Below are 15,975 nucleotides of genomic sequence, written 5' to 3' on the forward strand. Positions count from 1 at the left end.
ATTTTTTATAGGATTCGAATTAATGCAATAGAGAGCGTGGTGAATAACGAGATAATCGCAAGTCTTTCTCCACGGGACATAGGCTGCTCGATTTTCGGTTCCTTCATTGGAATAGTCACTACGGATCCGGGCTCAACTTTTGGATAAGATCGGAAAAATAAAAAACGAGTTGTTCTATGAGTCCGGCCGTTAGGATAAGAGACGTAAGCTCTGTTTTTGCGGGCTCTTTCTGTATATCCGCCCGCCTGGGAGATATACTCTTTAAAATCGAATTTCCTGTCGAAATTCATAACCGAAGGGTTGTAAACTCCTCCCTGGATGCGCACCATTTCTGACTTTTTGGGAATATAGAGCGTGTCGCCGTCCTGTAACAGTAAGTTTGCGGGAATTGTTGGTTTTTCAACAATAGCCTTCAGGTCAAGTGCTACAAGCTCTCTATTCCTGTAAAACCGGGCTCCGTCAATGTACGCCTCTTTCTTCATTCCTCCCACCTTCGGGAATAAATCGGAGATTCTTTCGAAGTTATTAAGAATTGTATAAGTCCCTGGATACGTAACCTCACCAGCAACAGTCACTATTTTTTGTACTTCATAACGGGGGGATTTCCTTACCAAAATAACGTCATAAGGAAGAAGCTTGAATTTTTGATCTTCTTCATTCAGAACGAGGTTATCGGCAACATTGAGCGTGAAAATCCGCACATTCTGTGAATCCGGCAGACCAATGGTGTCATTCTTAACACGGCGGGAAACTTCAATCCGATAAGGTACACCGCCTTCGGTGTAACCTCCCGCTTGAAAAATAAGGTCGGCGATCGTGATATCCTTATAGTAGTAGTATGCTCCCGGGTTAATCACCGATCCATCTATTGATAAATAAGTAAATTCCTTTAAATCTTCGACAGATTTGATTGTGAGGATATCACCCGGCAACAATGGAATGTCCGGGATTTCATTGTTTAAGAGTTTTCTTAAATCAATCGCAACGAGGCCGGTTTGAGTGTCTCCACTGGCTCGTTCAAGTAAGGCCCGGTTCAGGAATGCTCGTTGTCCGATTCCCTGCGCCATGTTGATAAGTTCCTTGACAGTCTTTGTCCTTTCATCCAAAGGATAAAAACCTGGCCTGGTGACCGCTCCGCGAATTTCAACCTGGTTGGCAATTACATCCAGGATCCTTTTAACGGTAAAAATGTCGCCATTCTTAGGTATAAATGAAGAAATTTGAGTCGAATCAATGGTGCCGATCACAAAGTTATTGCCTGTATTGCGCTGGTACTGGATCATATCCATGTAAGCCTCTGGTGAATAGCCACCGGAATACCTAAGCATATCCTTTAAAGTCTCGCCTGGTTTGGCTTCAAAAATTCCGCTTCTTTTTAACTGTCCTGACAATTCAATGCGGACTTCATATGGGCGGATCAATATGATATCCTGGTCCTGAAGCGCAATGTTATCCTGAAGATCTCCGTCTATCAAAAACCGGTATAGGTCGATCTTGCGCACAACCTTGTTGTTTCTGATGATCTCAATGTTCCGATAGGATCCGTTGCGATTCGGGCCGCCGGAGACATACAGTGCGTTAAATGCAGTTGCGAGGGAGGATACGGTGTAAGTTCCAGGACGTACCGCCTCCCCGATAATCATTACCCGAATGCTTCGAACGTTACCAAGCGTGATGGTTGAATAGGTTCCAGATCCGGGTTTGTTAAGCGTAGAGTAAGCCTGTCTGAGACGGCTGACAATTCGCTCATTTGCTTGCTCAATGGTAAGTCCGTTTACGTAGACCGGAGCCAGGTTAAGCATTTTTACGGTTCCTTCCGGGCTGATTTTCATCCGGAAGTTATCAACCGAGTTGCCATATATATCAACGATCAGTTCATCGTCAGGCCCGAGAATGTAGTTTTTGGGAGTTGGTATTCGTAGGTTGGGCTCGAATGTTGCAGCTGACCTGCCGAAGAAGGCCGACCCGAAAGTTCTGTTAAGCCTTCTTGCGCGCGCTCTTCCGGCAGCCGTAGAATCCCTTTCATTATTCGTTTCATCGTCCAATTCATCCTGGTCATCCTGCTCACGGGTTTCATCAATCTGATCCCGGTTTGGGTCGTTTTGAGCGTTGTTCTTTGACGTTTGCTGAAGCCTTCTCCGGATTGTTGAAATATCATCTAGTGTATAGCCACGCTGTAACGCAGCGCGCTCAATATCCATGTCCGACATTCCGGCCCCTTTGGCCTGATTGTAAAATTCCACTGCCTGGGTATTGGTGACCTGTGAAGGGTCTACCGTTGGCTGGGTCGTCGGCTGTGTAGCCTGTGGGGTTGTATTCTGGGCAAAGATTGGAAGACTTGAAATGATCAGGAAGAACAAAAAAACACTTTTCGAGTATTTCTTTTGAGCGGATTGATAATGCATGCAGTGTTTTGTATTTCGACCGGTACCTACAGGTACCGGTATGATTTGGAATATCCTAAGTTTCGGTAAAACTACGAAATCTTATTATAAAACAGATTCCTTTATCCAGCTGTCAAATAGTACTATTCAACTTTAATAGAAAGTTCTTTCAACTGACTGTCAGCAATTACCGATGGTGAATCGATCATTACGTCACGGCCCGAGTTGTTTTTCGGGAATGCGATGAAGTCACGAATAGATTCAGCACCTCCGAAAATCGAGCAAAGCCTGTCAAAACCAAAGGCTATTCCTGCATGGGGGGGCGCGCCGAATTCGAATGCGTTCATCAGGAACCCGAATTGCTCCTGCGCCTCCTCAGAAGAAAACCCGAGAATCTCAAACATCTTTTGCTGAAGCTCTTTCTCAAAAATACGAACCGAACCTCCGCCAACTTCAACGCCGTTTATAACCATATCGTATGCATTAGCTCTCACCAGTCCAAGATTTTTGTCCAAAAGATGAATGTCTTCGGGCTTAGGGCTGGTGAATGGATGGTGCATGGCAAACCAGCGGTTTTCACTTTCCCCAAATTCCAGCAAGGGGAAATCCAGAACCCATAGTACCCGATATTCGTCCGGATTCCTTAGTCCAAGACGTGTTCCCATTTCGAGGCGCAGCTCGTTTAACTGTTTGCGCGTTTTATCGGCCTGGCCGGAAAGTATCAGGAGTAAGTCACCTGGCTTAGCGTTGAACGCAATAATCCATTTCCTAATGTCTTCTTCTGTATAGAATTTGTCAACGGACGATTTGATTGAACCATCGGCATTGTATCTGACATAAATTAAACCTTTGGCACCAATCTGTGGACGCTTCATCCAGTCCGTCAGTTCGTCGACCTGCTTCCGTGTATATTCAGCGCAACCGGGGGCAGCTATGCCGACAACTAATCCTGCATCATCAAAAACGCCAAATCCTTTGCCCGATGTCAGATCCTGACCTTCGCTTTTTAGTTCAGTGAATTTCATTTCAAAGCGAATATCTGGCTTGTCAGACCCATATTGACGCATAGCATCAGCGTATGTCATTCTGGGTACTTCCGGCAGCTCGATCCCTTTTACGTTCAAAAACAGGTTCCGGATCATACCTTCGAAGGTATTGAGCACATCTTCCTGTGTTACAAACGACATTTCGCAGTCTATTTGCGTAAATTCAGGCTGGCGGTCTGCACGAAGATCCTCATCTCGAAAACACTTTACAATCTGATAGTAACGGTCAAATCCGGCTACCATCAGTAATTGTTTGAATGTTTGAGGAGATTGAGGCAATGCATAAAACTCGCCCGGGTTCATGCGACTCGGTACAACGAAATCCCTGGCTCCCTCCGGCGTCGATTTGATGAGAACCGGAGTTTCGACTTCTATAAAGTTAAGATTGTCGAGGTAAGATCGGGTGTACCTGGCAACCTGGTGTCGCAATTGTAAATTTTTACGGACGATATTTCTTCTCAGGTCGAGATACCTGTATTTCATTCTGATATCGTCACCGCCATCTGTTTCATCCTCAATCAGAAAAGGAGGCAGTTTTGCCGGGTTCAAAACGTTTAGTTCCGATACCCGTATCTCGATATCACCAGTAGCAATCTTATCATTCTTCGAAAGGCGCTCAATCACGGTTCCTTTGGCGGAAACAACAAATTCGCGGCCAAGGGACCGGGCTGTTTCCAGCACATCGGCTGGTGTTTTACCCTCTTCAAAAAGGAGCTGGGTAATCCCATAACGATCACGGAGATCAAGCCAGATCATTCCTCCCTTATCGCGAACCCGCTGAACCCAGCCGCACAATACAACCTCTTGATTAACATGTTCTAAGCCTAATTCCCCACAGGTATGTGTACGTAACATATAACTATTTTAATACTGATATATAGAAAGCGCCTGATAATAAATGCCGCAAAACTACGTATTTTTAGCAAATCTAACATGCAAACGTTTTTATGAGTGTATATAAAAGCCTGAGCAGCCAGCTCGGGATTACCGCGGCATCGCTCTTGATTTGTCTCGCCTGTGCGTGCCACCCTGAGCCTGAACCGCCACTCGGTATTTCCGATGAGTTTGAAACAGTTCCTGAAAAATTTCCGATCGCGCCTGGAATTATCGATGAAGCTTCCGGCCTGGCACAGAGTCACAGTATGTCCGGGTTTTTATGGACTATTCAGGATGCGCAGGGGCCTAATTCACTTTATCTGGTCAATAAGGACGGTAAGTCGATCAAGGAAATCAATGTACCCGGGACCGTTAACAGGGACTGGGAGGAAGTCGCATCCGGTCCGGGTCCTGCGGATGGAGCCAATTACATATATATCGGCGATATAGGAAATAACAATGCCCCAACTGCTCCCTCATGCACTATTTATCGGGTGAGGGAAATCAATGATCCAAATGCTTTTTTTAATGAGTCAATGGTTGAAAAAATCAACTTCACTTACCCCGATGGTCCGAGAGATGCGGAGTCACTGATTGTAGACCCGGTCACGAAAGATATATTCGTTATTGCAAAAGGATTGACCTCAGGTATCTACAGGCTGCCATATCCACAGTCAACAGGTGAGATGATGACTGCTGAAAAAGTGGGTGATATTCCGTCAGTATCTATTGCGACAGGGGCAACCATTTCAAGAGATGGCAGCGAAATTCTTGTACGTACTTATCTGGCAGTGCATTACTGGAGAAGAGAGGAGGGCCAGACAATTGCGGAGACGATCACAAAACCTTCCAGAAAAATATTAACGGTAGCAATTGAACCGCAGGGAGAGAGCGTTTGCTTTGATTTGGACGGAAGCGGATTTTATACACTCAGTGAAAGATCCAATGCCAGCAGTGTTTCATTGAATTTTTACAAAAGAAAGTAAGCAAAACAGATAAAGCGGGATTATGCTTAAAAATCTACTAACTGCGGCGCTGGTGCTTCTGGCATTTGCCGCCCAAGCACAAACTGAATCCTACGAAAACTGGATCCGGGAAAATTATTCGAAAGCAGAATTTGATATACCTGTCAGGGACGGGGTCAAGCTGCATACGATTGTTTACACACCGAAAGATGCGGGTGCAGGTAAAAAATATCCGTTTCTCATGCAGCGGACGTGTTATAGCGTGGCTCCCTACGGCGCTGATGCATATCCTCCGAGGCTTGGGCCCAGCCCTACACTGATGCGGGATAAATTTATTTTTGTATATCAGGATGTACGCGGCCGCTACATGAGTGAAGGGAAATGGACGAATATGACCCCTCATATCGATCAAAAAAAGAATAAGACCGATGTAGATGAAGCTTCGGATACTTATGATACCATCGAGTGGCTGCTTAAAAATGTACCGAACAACAACGGCAGGGTAGGTCAATGGGGCATTTCTTATCCTGGCTTTTACACGACTGCAAGCGCGCTTTCAAATCACCCTGCCCTAAAAGCGTCATCGCCGCAGGCTCCGATTGCAGATTTCTTTTTCGACGATTTTCATCATAACGGCGCTTTTACGCAAGGATATTATCTCACATTCCCGGTTTTTGGAATCACGCCTCCCAAACCGACAACTTCCTCCTGGTTTGCAGGTGAGATGATCAAGCCTGAGCCTGACGGATACACATTCAACCTGAAAATGGGTTCATTGAAAAATTTTGATCAGTACTATTCAAAAAACTGGTACTGGCAGGAAACGGTAGAGCACCCGAACAAGGATGAATTCTGGCAAAAAAGAGATATCCTGCCACACTTAAAGGGTATTAAGCATGCGTTTATGACGGTTGGCGGCTGGTTTGACGCCGAGGATCTGTACGGTCCGCTGAATACTTACAAAACCATTGAGAAGAACAATCCGTCAGCTTATAACACACTTGTGGTAGGACCATTCGGACATGGTCGGTGGAGCCGCGAAACGGGGCATACTTTGCATAATGACATTTACTTCGGAGATAGTATTGCCACTTTTTATCAAAATAATATCGAAGCCAAATTCTTTAAACATTTTCTCAAAGAAGCAGGAGACGGAAAAACCGGATTGCCGGAAGCTTATTTGTTTGACACCGGTAAAAAAGAATGGAAGACATTCGACAAATGGCCGACAGCTAATGTGGAAAAGAAAAAATTGTTCTTCCATGCGAAAGGTAAGCTGGATTTTAATGCACCCAAAGAAGGAAAATCAGTTAGTGAATACGTAAGTGATCCCTTAAAACCAGTTCCGTACACGGCGAATTACAAGCAAATGTCGGGCTTTACACCGTTTGAATACATGTCAGAAGATCAGCGTTTCGCGGCTGCGCGGCCTGATGTTCTGGTTTTTGAAACAGACATACTGGATCAGGACATTACACTGGGAGGCGAAATTACGGCTTTACTTAAAATCAGCACTACAGGCACTGATGCGGATTTTTTTGTAAAACTGATCGATGTATACCCCGGGGACGAAAAAAATCACCCCTATATGCAGGATACGAAGACAGTTTTGGCGGGTTACCAGCAAATGGTACGAAGCGAAATCATGCGGGCAAGATTTAGAAATAGCTTCGAAAAACCCGAGCCCCTTGTGGCAGGCCAAGTAACTGATATCAAATTTCGCCTCCAGGATGTACTGCACACTTTTAAGAAAGGGCACAAAATTATGGTCCAGGTGCAGAGTACTGCATTTCCGTTATTTGACAGGAATCCCCAGAAATATGTCGATAATATTTACAAAGCTGCGGATGCTGACTTTACGATTGCTACGCAAACCATATTTCACCAGGCGGACGCTGCCAGCGCGCTGGAAGTTGATGTGATCAAGTAACGCCTGATAAGTATTATGAAATTTAAATTGATAGTAATGAGCATTACCGCTGCCGGCTTGCACGGCGCAAACATTTTTGCGCAGAAAATCCAATATCCACAGACCAAAAAAATTGAACATACCGACGAATATCATGGAGCGAAGGTTGCCGATCCGTACCGTTGGCTGGAAGATGACAGGTCGGAGGAAACTGCAGCATGGGTAAAGGCCCAGAACGAGATTACTTTCGATTATCTGGATAAAATACCGTTTAAAGGAAAGATTTTCACGGATCTCGAAAAAGCTTACAATTACCCTAAGTATTCGGCTCCGAGCAAAAAAGGTGAATACTTTTATTTTTATAAAAACGACGGTTTGCAAAATCAGGCGGTATTATATCGCCAAAATGGCCTGAAAGGAGCTCCCGAAGTTGTTTTGGATCCCAATAAGCTTTCTGTGGACGGTACCACGAGGCTATCAGCATTCAGCTTGTCGAAAGACGGTGCGCATGCGGTGGTAGGATTGTCAAAAGGCGGCTCCGACTGGCAGGAGTATGGGGTTATGGACATGAAAACACTTGCAATGTTACCGGATAAGATCGAATGGGTGAAAATATCCGGAGCTGCCTGGCAGGGAAATGGGTTTTATTATAGCCGCTATCCCAAGCCCGACGGCAGCGCGCTGGCAGCCAAAAATGAAAACCACCAGGTGTATTTTCACACTGTCGGAACGGAACAGCAGGAGGATAAGCTGGTTTTTGAAGACCCGGCAAACCCACAGCGTTTTCATATTGTGGGCACTACCGAGGATGAGCAATATGCGGTACTTAGTGTAAGCGACAGGGGAAAAGGGAAAGATGGAAATAGTGTTTGGGTATTGAAAAAAGGAGAAAGGGATTTTAAGGCGATCAAGGAAGACATCACAGATTTTAGCTATGGAATTATCGATAATCTGGGAGATAACTTTTTAGTTGAAACCAATGAAAATGCGCCGAACAGTAAGGTAATGCTCTTTGAAACCAAAACCGGCAGTTGGAAAACAGTGCTTCCCGAAAATCCTGAGCCTTTACAAGGTGCCGGAACAGCGGGCGGGAAACTATTCGCTACGTATTCGAAAGATGTTACAACAAGGGCGTACGTATATGATCTTGCGGGCAAGTTGGAAAATGAGGTGAAACTCCCTGGTCTCGGTTCCGCGAGTGGATTCGGTGGCGAAAAGGAAGATAGTTTCGTATTCTACACATTTACGTCATTCAATTATCCCCCGACGATTTTCAGGTACGAAATAGGTTCGGGGAAAAGCGAGGTTTTTCGGGAGCCTGAGGTCGCATTTAAGCCAGCAGAGTATGAAACCAGGCAGGTTTTTTACCCGAGCAAAGACGGGACAAAAATTCCTGCATTTATCACTTTTAAAAAAGGTTTGAAACTGGATGGTACCAATCCAACTATTTTATATGGTTATGGTGGTTTCAATGTAAGCCTTCCGCCTGCTTTCAGTCCGACCCGCATTCCGTTTCTGGATCAGGGTGGCGTGTATGTGCAGGCTAATCTGCGTGGGGGAAGTGAATATGGAGAAAAATGGCACGAGCAGGGAATGAAGCTGAAAAAGCAGAATGTGTTCGATGATTTTATCGCTGCCGCTGAGTATCTGATCAAGGAAAAATATACATCACCTGAAAGACTGGCTATTCAGGGCGGCTCTAATGGCGGTTTGCTTGTGGGCGCCGTGATGAACCAGCGGCCGGAATTGTTCAAAGTAGCTTTTCCGGCAGTTGGCGTCATGGATATGCTGCGGTTTCACAAATTCACGATCGGCTGGAACTGGATTGCAGATTACGGCAGCAGCGATAATGCCGAAGAATTCAAAGTATTGCACGCTTATTCGCCTTTGCATAATATCAAAGAAGGTGGCAAATACCCCGCAACAATGATCACCACCGCCGATCATGACGACCGCGTCGTGCCCGCGCATTCCTTCAAATATGCTGCTGAACTGCAGGCCAGGGCAGGTAATTCGTCGACGAATCCGTTATTGATCCGCATTGACACCAACTCCGGTCACGGCGCGAGCAATACCAAAAAAGCACTCGAAACCCAGGCGGATATCTATGCATTTTTATTCGCGAATATGGGGTTGGTCTGGAAGTAGGATTGTCATCCAGGCTAATTGTGAATCGCTTGGAAGAGGTTAGCCTGCTTTAAATTGTCGATTACCATGCTTGTCCGGAGATCTACTCCCGATTTCGTCAAGTGGTAATTTGTATCGAAAAAAAGCGAATCGGCAAACCTGTATTTAGCTGGATTTGCGAGAACTGGTAATCCTTTATCAGACAATTCATTAAAGATTTTTTGTATTAAAGTAGCTTGGTTGTCATATGAGCTGGATTGATAAGCGGGCGGCAAAATGAACATTTGCGCGGATTTCGCGTTGATTTTTTTTTCAACTAGCTGCAGGAAAGCTACACAATCACTATTGATAACCTCTTTCCCCGTTTCACGTTTACTTGCAGCAACACGTCTTACAGGTAATCCCCAATGGATGTAAGCGTCGCCGTATTCGTTGAATGCTCTTTTGTCGTAAACGCCGACTTCCCTGTTATAGGAATGAGACCGGTGATACCTCAATTTTGACGCGGCGTACTGAGGTATAATAGTAGATAACCGGTGCCACTGCTTTAAATCTACCAGGTTTCTTCCCTGCGGAAAAATATCGAAAAGCACTGACACAAGTTCGGTGTTTCCATAGAACGTACGTGTGTAGAACTGGCCATATTCCGGAGATACTATCACTATGTCACCCTTTTTGATAAATCGCAAAATATCATTTAACTGGTACTTTAGTCCGATACTGGCATGAATTCCGGTATTCACAACGGGCATTCCGATCTGTTTCTGGATGGTCTTTGAATCTAAGCCAAACGCCAGGTTAGAGCCCCCTACAAATATTATTTTGGGGGAATGCTGGCTTGCCAAGATTTTATGTTTAGCAGGAAGTGCTCCTAAAATGCTTTCAGTCGCTCTGTTATTTGGAAGGAAAAAGAGAGAGCAAGTGAGAATAGCACATATTAGAGCGGTAAAAAATGTTATTTTTAGTAGGAATAGCTTCATAATTTTAGAATTGGAAGTATATGAATTCTTGATTCTGTCTAAAATGAGCAATGCAGATCAAACAGAGCGCAACGTAAAGGGCCCAGCGCATAGGTGCCGGTATCGCGGTTTTGATTTCAAGTCCATGCTGTTTCTCCCGCTGGAACCATTCCACTATAATCATAAAGGCCAATGCAACGTATAGGAATGAATGGCTTACCGGTTCCGGCGGAGTTAACAAGCTTGTATTAAATATTCCCCTTAAATATTCCAAAGCTGTTGTGAGGTCAGGAGCTCTGAAGAAGATCCACCCAATCATAACCAGAAAAAAAGTAGTTGCGATGCTTAGCATATCTGTAATAGACGGAATTAGTCTCCCTTTCGCAATGATCTCGGTATGTTTTCGGTTGGTTCCAAAAATCAGTAATGGGAGAAATAGCAAACCGTGATACGTGCCCCAGATCAGGTAGTTCCAGCTGGCTCCGTGCCAAAGGCCGCTCACCATGAAAATGATCATCGTGTTGCGTATACTAATCAATTTGCCGAAACGGCTCCCTCCAAGTGGAAAATACAGGTAGTCTTTAAACCACGACGAAAGCGAAATATGCCATCTTCGCCAAAACTCAGCAATATCTCTTGAAAAATAGGGAAATGTGAAGTTACGCAGCAGTTCGAATCCAAACAGTCTGGCTGTACCCAATGCAATGTCTGAGTAGCCTGAAAAATCTCCATAGATCTGAAACGAAAAAAAGATTGCGCCCAGAAGTAATGTACTTCCTGAATATCCTTCCGGGTCGGAGAAAGCCATGCTAACATAATCGGCGCATCCATCGGCGATGACAAGTTTTTTAAAAAAACCCCAAAGCATTTGCCTTAGTCCATCAATTGCGCGATTATAATCGAACTGTCGTGTTTTTTCAATCTGAGGAAGTAAGTGTGTAGCTCTCTCAATCGGGCCCGCTACCAGTAAAGGGAAAAAGCTGACGAAAAGGGAATATTCAACAACGTTTACAGATGGTTGTATTTTCCTGTTGTAAATATCAAACACATAGGATAGGCCGTGGAATGTGTAAAACGAGATACCGATGGGCAGGATGATATTCAGCGTCTGAAAATGAGCATCAATATGCGCAAGTTTTAAAAGATCGGCAAAGGACTCAATGAAGAAGTTACAATATTTAAAATAGCCGAGGAACCCCAGGTTCACTACAACACTTGTGATCAGCCATCGTTTCCGAGCCTTATCTGATTTGGAGTTGTAAATCTTGAGACCGCTGTAAAAGTCCAGAGCTGTTGAGAATGCGAGCAAAAACAGGAAGCGCCAATCCCAGCAACCATAAAAAAAGTAACTGCTTACCAGGAGAAGAATATTTTGGTATCGAAGAGATTTATTTGCAACGAACCAGTATAAAACGAAAACGACAGGCAGAAAGAAGGCAAAGCCAAATGAGTTGAAAAGCATGATAAACGAAGAGTTGCAGCCGGACCAAAATAATCACAAACATAGCTTTTGCAAATTAAACTTATTTAACGCTAAGATATAAGCTTATAATTCTCCCATTTATTCTCAATTTATTTCTACATGCAGGATACAACAGGACGGTGTGCAGGGGTTTGTTTTCTATTCTTGTGAGCCTTTTCAGAGTAGTATTTGTCACGGCAAACCCTTTCTGGGAATTAAGGTTCTTTACCTCAAAACGATTAAATATAATATAACTAAAAGAATATGAGCAGTTCTAAAGTGAGCCAGTATAGGTATGTAAGCTATTTATGGGATGATGAAAAAGCGGCTTCCCTCGGCGACGATCAGGTGGCACTTCTTCTTTATCGTTCCAATCTGTTAGGGGCCGACCTCCGACTTACCAACTACGCAGGCGGGAATACCAGCTGTAAAACGATCGAAAAAGATCCTCTTACCGGTAATCCTGTTGAAGTAATGTGGATTAAAGGTTCAGGCGGAGATATTGGAACATTAACAAGAAGCGGACTGGCTGGTTTATACGTTGACAGATTGCATAGCCTCAAAAACATATACAGAGGACTGGAATTTGAAGATGAAATGGTGGAGCTTTTCAACCATTGCATTTACGACCTCAAATCAAAGGCGCCTTCTATTGACACGCCTCTGCACGGACTGCTTCCTTTCAAACACATTGATCACCTGCACCCTGATGCATTGATCGCAATCGCGGCTTCAAAAGAAGGGGAAGCGATCACCAAGGAGTTATTTAACGGTGAACTGGCGTGGGTGCCCTGGCAGCGTCCGGGCTTCGATCTCGGATTGCAGCTGGAACAGGCTCTTGCCGAAAATCCTGGTATTCGCGGGATCGTATTAGGCGGACACGGATTATTTACCTGGGGCGATACTGCGTACGAATCGTACATCAATACATTAGATACCATTGAAAAGGCTTCGGAATATCTGAATGCAAACTACGGCAAAAACCGCCCGGTTTTCGGAGGAGCGAAGCTGCAAAGTGAGCCTCAGGAACGCCGCGCTGAAATCGCCGGAAAACTGGTTCCTTACCTGCGCGGACTGGCGTCTGACAAGCAGGCGATGATCGGTCATTTTACAGACGACGAGCGCGTACTGGAATATATTGCAAGTAATGACCTGGAAAAACTGGCACCACTTGGTACCAGCTGTCCTGACCACTTCCTGAGAACAAAAATCCGCCCGCTGGTGCTGGATCTTCCTTTCGAAAAACTGGCTGGAACAGATCAGGAGATATTAGACCAGATCCGTCCGCAATTTGAAGCATACCGGGCAGATTATCAGGCATATTATGATCGCTGCAAGCATGATAACAGCCCTGCGGTTCGTGACCCGAACCCGGTTATTATTTTGCTGCCGGGAGTTGGGATGTTTTCATTTGCCAAAGACAAGCAAACTGCCCGCGTAGCAGCTGAATTTTATATCAATGCAATCAATGTAATGAAGGGCGCTGAAGCGATTTCATCTTACGTTTCATTGCCTGAACAAGAAGCTTTTGATATTGAATACTGGCTGCTGGAAGAAGCAAAATTGCAGCGTATGCCGAAAGAAAAATCGGTATCCCGCAAAGTTGCGTTTGTTACCGGAGGTTCGGGAGGTATTGGTAAAGCGATTGCTCAAAAATTATTGCAGGAGGGAGCCTGTGTGGTTATTTCTGATATTGACGAAAAAGCGCTTGCGGAAACTAAGGCCGAGTTCGATGCCAGGTTTGGAAAAGATTTCTCTGATACTACCATAGCAAACGTGCTCGACGACGAGCAGATCAAGGCGGCATTGCACGCAACGAAATTGAAATATGGTGGCCTGGATATCGTAGTGAACTGCGCAGGACTTTCTATTTCCAAACCAATCGCGGAAACAACTATCAAGGACTACGATATCCTGCAGGATGTTTTGGTAAAAGGCCAGTTCCTTGTTTCTCAGGAATCGGTAGCGATTATGCGTCAGCAGGGATTGGGTGGTGATATCATTAATATTGCGAGCAAAAATGGTATCGTTTCCGGGCCGAACAATGTGGCTTACGGAACTGCAAAAGCGGCTCAGCAACATATGTCGAGGCTATTGGCTGCTGAATTGGGTCCTGATAGAATCCGTGTGAACGTAGTGAATCCGGACGCTGTAATTGCCGGAAGCAAGATATGGGAAAGTGGCTGGGCTGCCGGTCGCGCCAAAGCGTACGGGATCAAGGTAGAAGAATTACCGGCTTACTATGCAAAAAGGACCGTATTGAATGCAGAAATCCATACGGAAGATATCGCGAACGGAGTTTACATTTTTGTAAGTGGATTGCTGAATAAGAGTACCGGAAACGTGATTAACGTGGATGGAGGTGTACCTGCTGCATTCCTGAGATAAAATTGAGTGAAATGTGCCGGGGCCAAAAAGCCCCGGTTTTTTTGTTCCATTTAAATTCGTTTACCCATGAAGATTGAACAATATCAGATAGACCAGCATAACGACGGCTTACTGTCGAGGCATAACAATCAATTCATTTTTGCCAAAGAACAACTGGCAGAGCAGGGGATCAATGCCAACGATATCGTAAAAGCTTTGGCTGATTTCCAGGTAGCTATTCCAAGTTGGGCTCTGGGAACCGGTGGAACCCGCTTTGGGAGATTTTCAGGGGTAGGGGAGCCGCGCTCACTGGAAGAAAAAATTGAAGATGTTGGTCTGCTGCATGCATTAAACCGTTCCAGCGGCTCTATTTCGCTGCATATTCCCTGGGATATTCCCGGACAGGCACAGTCCATTATGGATCTGGCCTCGTCTGTAAACCTAAAATTCGACGCCGTCAATTCCAATACCTTCCAGGATCAGAAAGACCAGGAGCAATCCTACAAATTCGGCTCGCTTTCGCACGTAGATCCAAAGGTAAGGAAGCAGGCGGTCGAGCATAATATTGAAGTGATCAAATATGGTAAAGAGCTGGGTTCAAAAGCATTATCGATCTGGCTTTCAGATGGTTCCTGCTTTCCAGGGCAATCAAATTTTGTGAAATCTTTCCAGAATACGCTTGAATCTTTACAAGAAATATATGCCGCACTTCCCGAAGATTGGAAGGTATATGTGGAATACAAAGCCTACGAGCCTAATTTCTATTCAACTGTAATCCAGGATTGGGGCAGCTCACTGCTTTTCTGCCAGAAACTCGGTCCGAAAGCAGATGTACTGGTCGATCTGGGACACCATTTACCCAACGCCAATATCGAGCAGATTGTAGCTACATTGATGATGGAAGGTCGTTTGGCCGGTTTTCATTTCAATGACTCCAAATATGGTGACGACGACCTGACTGTCGGCAGCATTCGGCCCTATATGCTGTTTTTGATCTTCGTAGAATTGGTAGAAGGCATGAAACGCGCAGGTCGTGCAAGCGATACTTATGCGTGGATGATCGACGCAAGCCACAATGTAAAAGATCCATTGGAAGATTTGCTGCAATCAGTGGAAGCGATCTTGCTGGCTTACGCACAGTCGCTGATCGTTGATCGTAAAAAACTGGAACAGGCGCGGAATGAAAATGACGTCGTACTTGCCCAGCAAATACTGCAAAATGCATTCAGAACGGATGTTCGTCCGCTGGTTCGCGAATCCATGCGCCTGAGTGGTGGTTCCCTGGATCCGATCGGAATGTTCAGAAATTTGAAAGTCAGAACAGAATTAATGAACGAGCGCGGGAGATTAACCGTGGCTACGGGATTGTAAAAATGAAGAGATTCTCTACTAGTGTACCCACAAATGGAGAATCTCTTTATAAAAGCATGTAGCTATAGCTAACGTTCCGTTTCAGCAAACGTTAGGTGGAATCCATCGATATCCTTAATTGTGAATTCAGTAGCGCCGTAAAAAGCCTTTTCTAGTGTTTTTACAATCTCTACTTTATCTTTTATTTCTTCATAAAAACTACGAATACCTGTAACCTTGATATAGAAAATCAGAGTTCCACCAGACTTGGCTCTGTCAATATCTGGTAGCTCGTTACCCAAACTAGCAAGACTCTGAATCATAATGGTAATCCCACCATTAGTCATCATTCCCCAAATAGGGTCACCTTTATCAGGTACCGTCATGGATATCTTAAAGCCAAGTAATCCGTAAAAATCGATGGTCCGGCGAATGTCTTTTACAAAGGTGTTTACGGAAAGTGTTTCCATGTTTAGTTCCATGTTTCAAAAAGTTTAGTTGTTTAAACGTTTTTATCAGACAAGGAACGT

At 44.7% G+C, this 15,975-nt stretch carries 10 protein-coding genes; 5 read left to right on the forward strand and 5 right to left on the reverse strand.

The features are described from left to right. Nucleotides 1-5 precede the first annotated feature (5 nt). Nucleotides 6-2,405, reverse strand: coding sequence for a polysaccharide biosynthesis/export family protein (locus FXO21_RS14680; RefSeq protein ID WP_149640773.1), 2,400 nt, complete (start codon nucleotides 2,403-2,405; stop codon nucleotides 6-8). A gap of 122 nt (nucleotides 2,406-2,527) precedes the next feature. Beyond that, nucleotides 2,528-4,285 (reverse strand): aspartate--tRNA ligase, encoded by a 1,758-nt coding sequence (gene aspS, locus FXO21_RS14685; protein WP_149640774.1) that lies wholly within the window; start codon nucleotides 4,283-4,285, stop codon nucleotides 2,528-2,530. Between the two features lie 92 nt (nucleotides 4,286-4,377). On the opposite strand from aspS, the gene FXO21_RS14690 reads away from it, so the two are divergent. The 3 genes from FXO21_RS14690 to FXO21_RS14700 are packed head-to-tail and all read left to right on the forward strand — an operon-like array spanning nucleotide 4,378 to nucleotide 9,328. After that, nucleotides 4,378-5,292, forward strand: a complete 915-nt coding sequence (locus FXO21_RS14690) for a PE-PGRS family protein (RefSeq protein ID WP_149640775.1) — start codon at nucleotides 4,378-4,380, stop codon at nucleotides 5,290-5,292. A gap of 22 nt (nucleotides 5,293-5,314) precedes the next feature. Beyond that, complete coding sequence (locus FXO21_RS14695) at nucleotides 5,315-7,201, forward strand: CocE/NonD family hydrolase (RefSeq protein WP_149640776.1); 1,887 nt, start codon at nucleotides 5,315-5,317, stop codon at nucleotides 7,199-7,201. Between the two features lie 36 nt (nucleotides 7,202-7,237). Further along, entirely contained in the window at nucleotides 7,238-9,328 is a 2,091-nt protein-coding gene (locus FXO21_RS14700) for a prolyl oligopeptidase family serine peptidase (protein ID WP_149640777.1), read from the forward strand. Between the two features lie 14 nt (nucleotides 9,329-9,342). Here the strand turns inward: FXO21_RS14700 and FXO21_RS14705 are convergent, their stop codons facing one another. Both FXO21_RS14705 and FXO21_RS14710 read right to left on the reverse strand, forming a co-directional pair. After that, nucleotides 9,343-10,287: a hypothetical protein gene (locus FXO21_RS14705; protein ID WP_149640778.1), complete on the reverse strand. Its 945-nt coding sequence runs from the start codon at nucleotides 10,285-10,287 to the stop codon at nucleotides 9,343-9,345. 4 nt (nucleotides 10,288-10,291) lie between these two features. Beyond that, the gene (locus FXO21_RS14710; RefSeq protein ID WP_149640779.1) at nucleotides 10,292-11,728 is read right to left on the reverse strand and encodes an MBOAT family O-acyltransferase; all 1,437 of its coding nucleotides are present in this window, start codon (nucleotides 11,726-11,728) and stop codon (nucleotides 10,292-10,294) included. Nucleotides 11,729-11,992: 264 nt separating this feature from the next. Between FXO21_RS14710 and FXO21_RS14715 the strand changes: the two genes are divergently transcribed. Next, nucleotides 11,993-14,116: a bifunctional aldolase/short-chain dehydrogenase gene (locus FXO21_RS14715; protein WP_149640780.1), complete on the forward strand. Its 2,124-nt coding sequence runs from the start codon at nucleotides 11,993-11,995 to the stop codon at nucleotides 14,114-14,116. Between the two features lie 66 nt (nucleotides 14,117-14,182). Beyond that, nucleotides 14,183-15,466 carry a TIM barrel protein gene (locus FXO21_RS14720; RefSeq protein ID WP_149640781.1) on the forward strand — a complete coding sequence of 428 codons (1,284 nt, stop codon included), beginning with the start codon at nucleotides 14,183-14,185 and terminating at the stop codon, nucleotides 15,464-15,466. Between the two features lie 68 nt (nucleotides 15,467-15,534). On the opposite strand, the gene FXO21_RS14725 is transcribed toward FXO21_RS14720, so the two are convergent. Then, entirely contained in the window at nucleotides 15,535-15,915 is a 381-nt protein-coding gene (locus tag FXO21_RS14725) for a VOC family protein (RefSeq protein WP_149640782.1), read from the reverse strand. Between the last annotated feature and the right edge of the window lie 60 nt (nucleotides 15,916-15,975).

It is taken from the genome of Dyadobacter sp. UC 10, assembly GCF_008369915.1.
GTDB lineage: Bacteria > Bacteroidota > Bacteroidia > Cytophagales > Spirosomataceae > Dyadobacter.

What these genes read in the sequence shown, in the direction of transcription:
- FXO21_RS14680 (WP_149640773.1), bottom strand. Translation starts at nt 2,405, where the DNA reads ATGCATTATCAATCCGCTCAAAAGAAATACTCGAAAAGTGTTTTTTTG.
- aspS (WP_149640774.1), bottom strand. Translation starts at nt 4,285, where the DNA reads ATGTTACGTACACATACCTGTGGGGAATTAGGCTTAGAACATGTTAAT.
- FXO21_RS14690 (WP_149640775.1), top strand. Translation starts at nt 4,378, where the DNA reads ATGAGTGTATATAAAAGCCTGAGCAGCCAGCTCGGGATTACCGCGGCA.
- FXO21_RS14695 (WP_149640776.1), top strand. Translation starts at nt 5,315, where the DNA reads ATGCTTAAAAATCTACTAACTGCGGCGCTGGTGCTTCTGGCATTTGCC.
- FXO21_RS14700 (WP_149640777.1), top strand. Translation starts at nt 7,238, where the DNA reads ATGAGCATTACCGCTGCCGGCTTGCACGGCGCAAACATTTTTGCGCAG.
- FXO21_RS14705 (WP_149640778.1), bottom strand. Translation starts at nt 10,287, where the DNA reads ATGAAGCTATTCCTACTAAAAATAACATTTTTTACCGCTCTAATATGT.
- FXO21_RS14710 (WP_149640779.1), bottom strand. Translation starts at nt 11,728, where the DNA reads ATGCTTTTCAACTCATTTGGCTTTGCCTTCTTTCTGCCTGTCGTTTTC.
- FXO21_RS14715 (WP_149640780.1), top strand. Translation starts at nt 11,993, where the DNA reads ATGAGCAGTTCTAAAGTGAGCCAGTATAGGTATGTAAGCTATTTATGG.
- FXO21_RS14720 (WP_149640781.1), top strand. Translation starts at nt 14,183, where the DNA reads ATGAAGATTGAACAATATCAGATAGACCAGCATAACGACGGCTTACTG.
- FXO21_RS14725 (WP_149640782.1), bottom strand. Translation starts at nt 15,915, where the DNA reads ATGGAAACACTTTCCGTAAACACCTTTGTAAAAGACATTCGCCGGACC.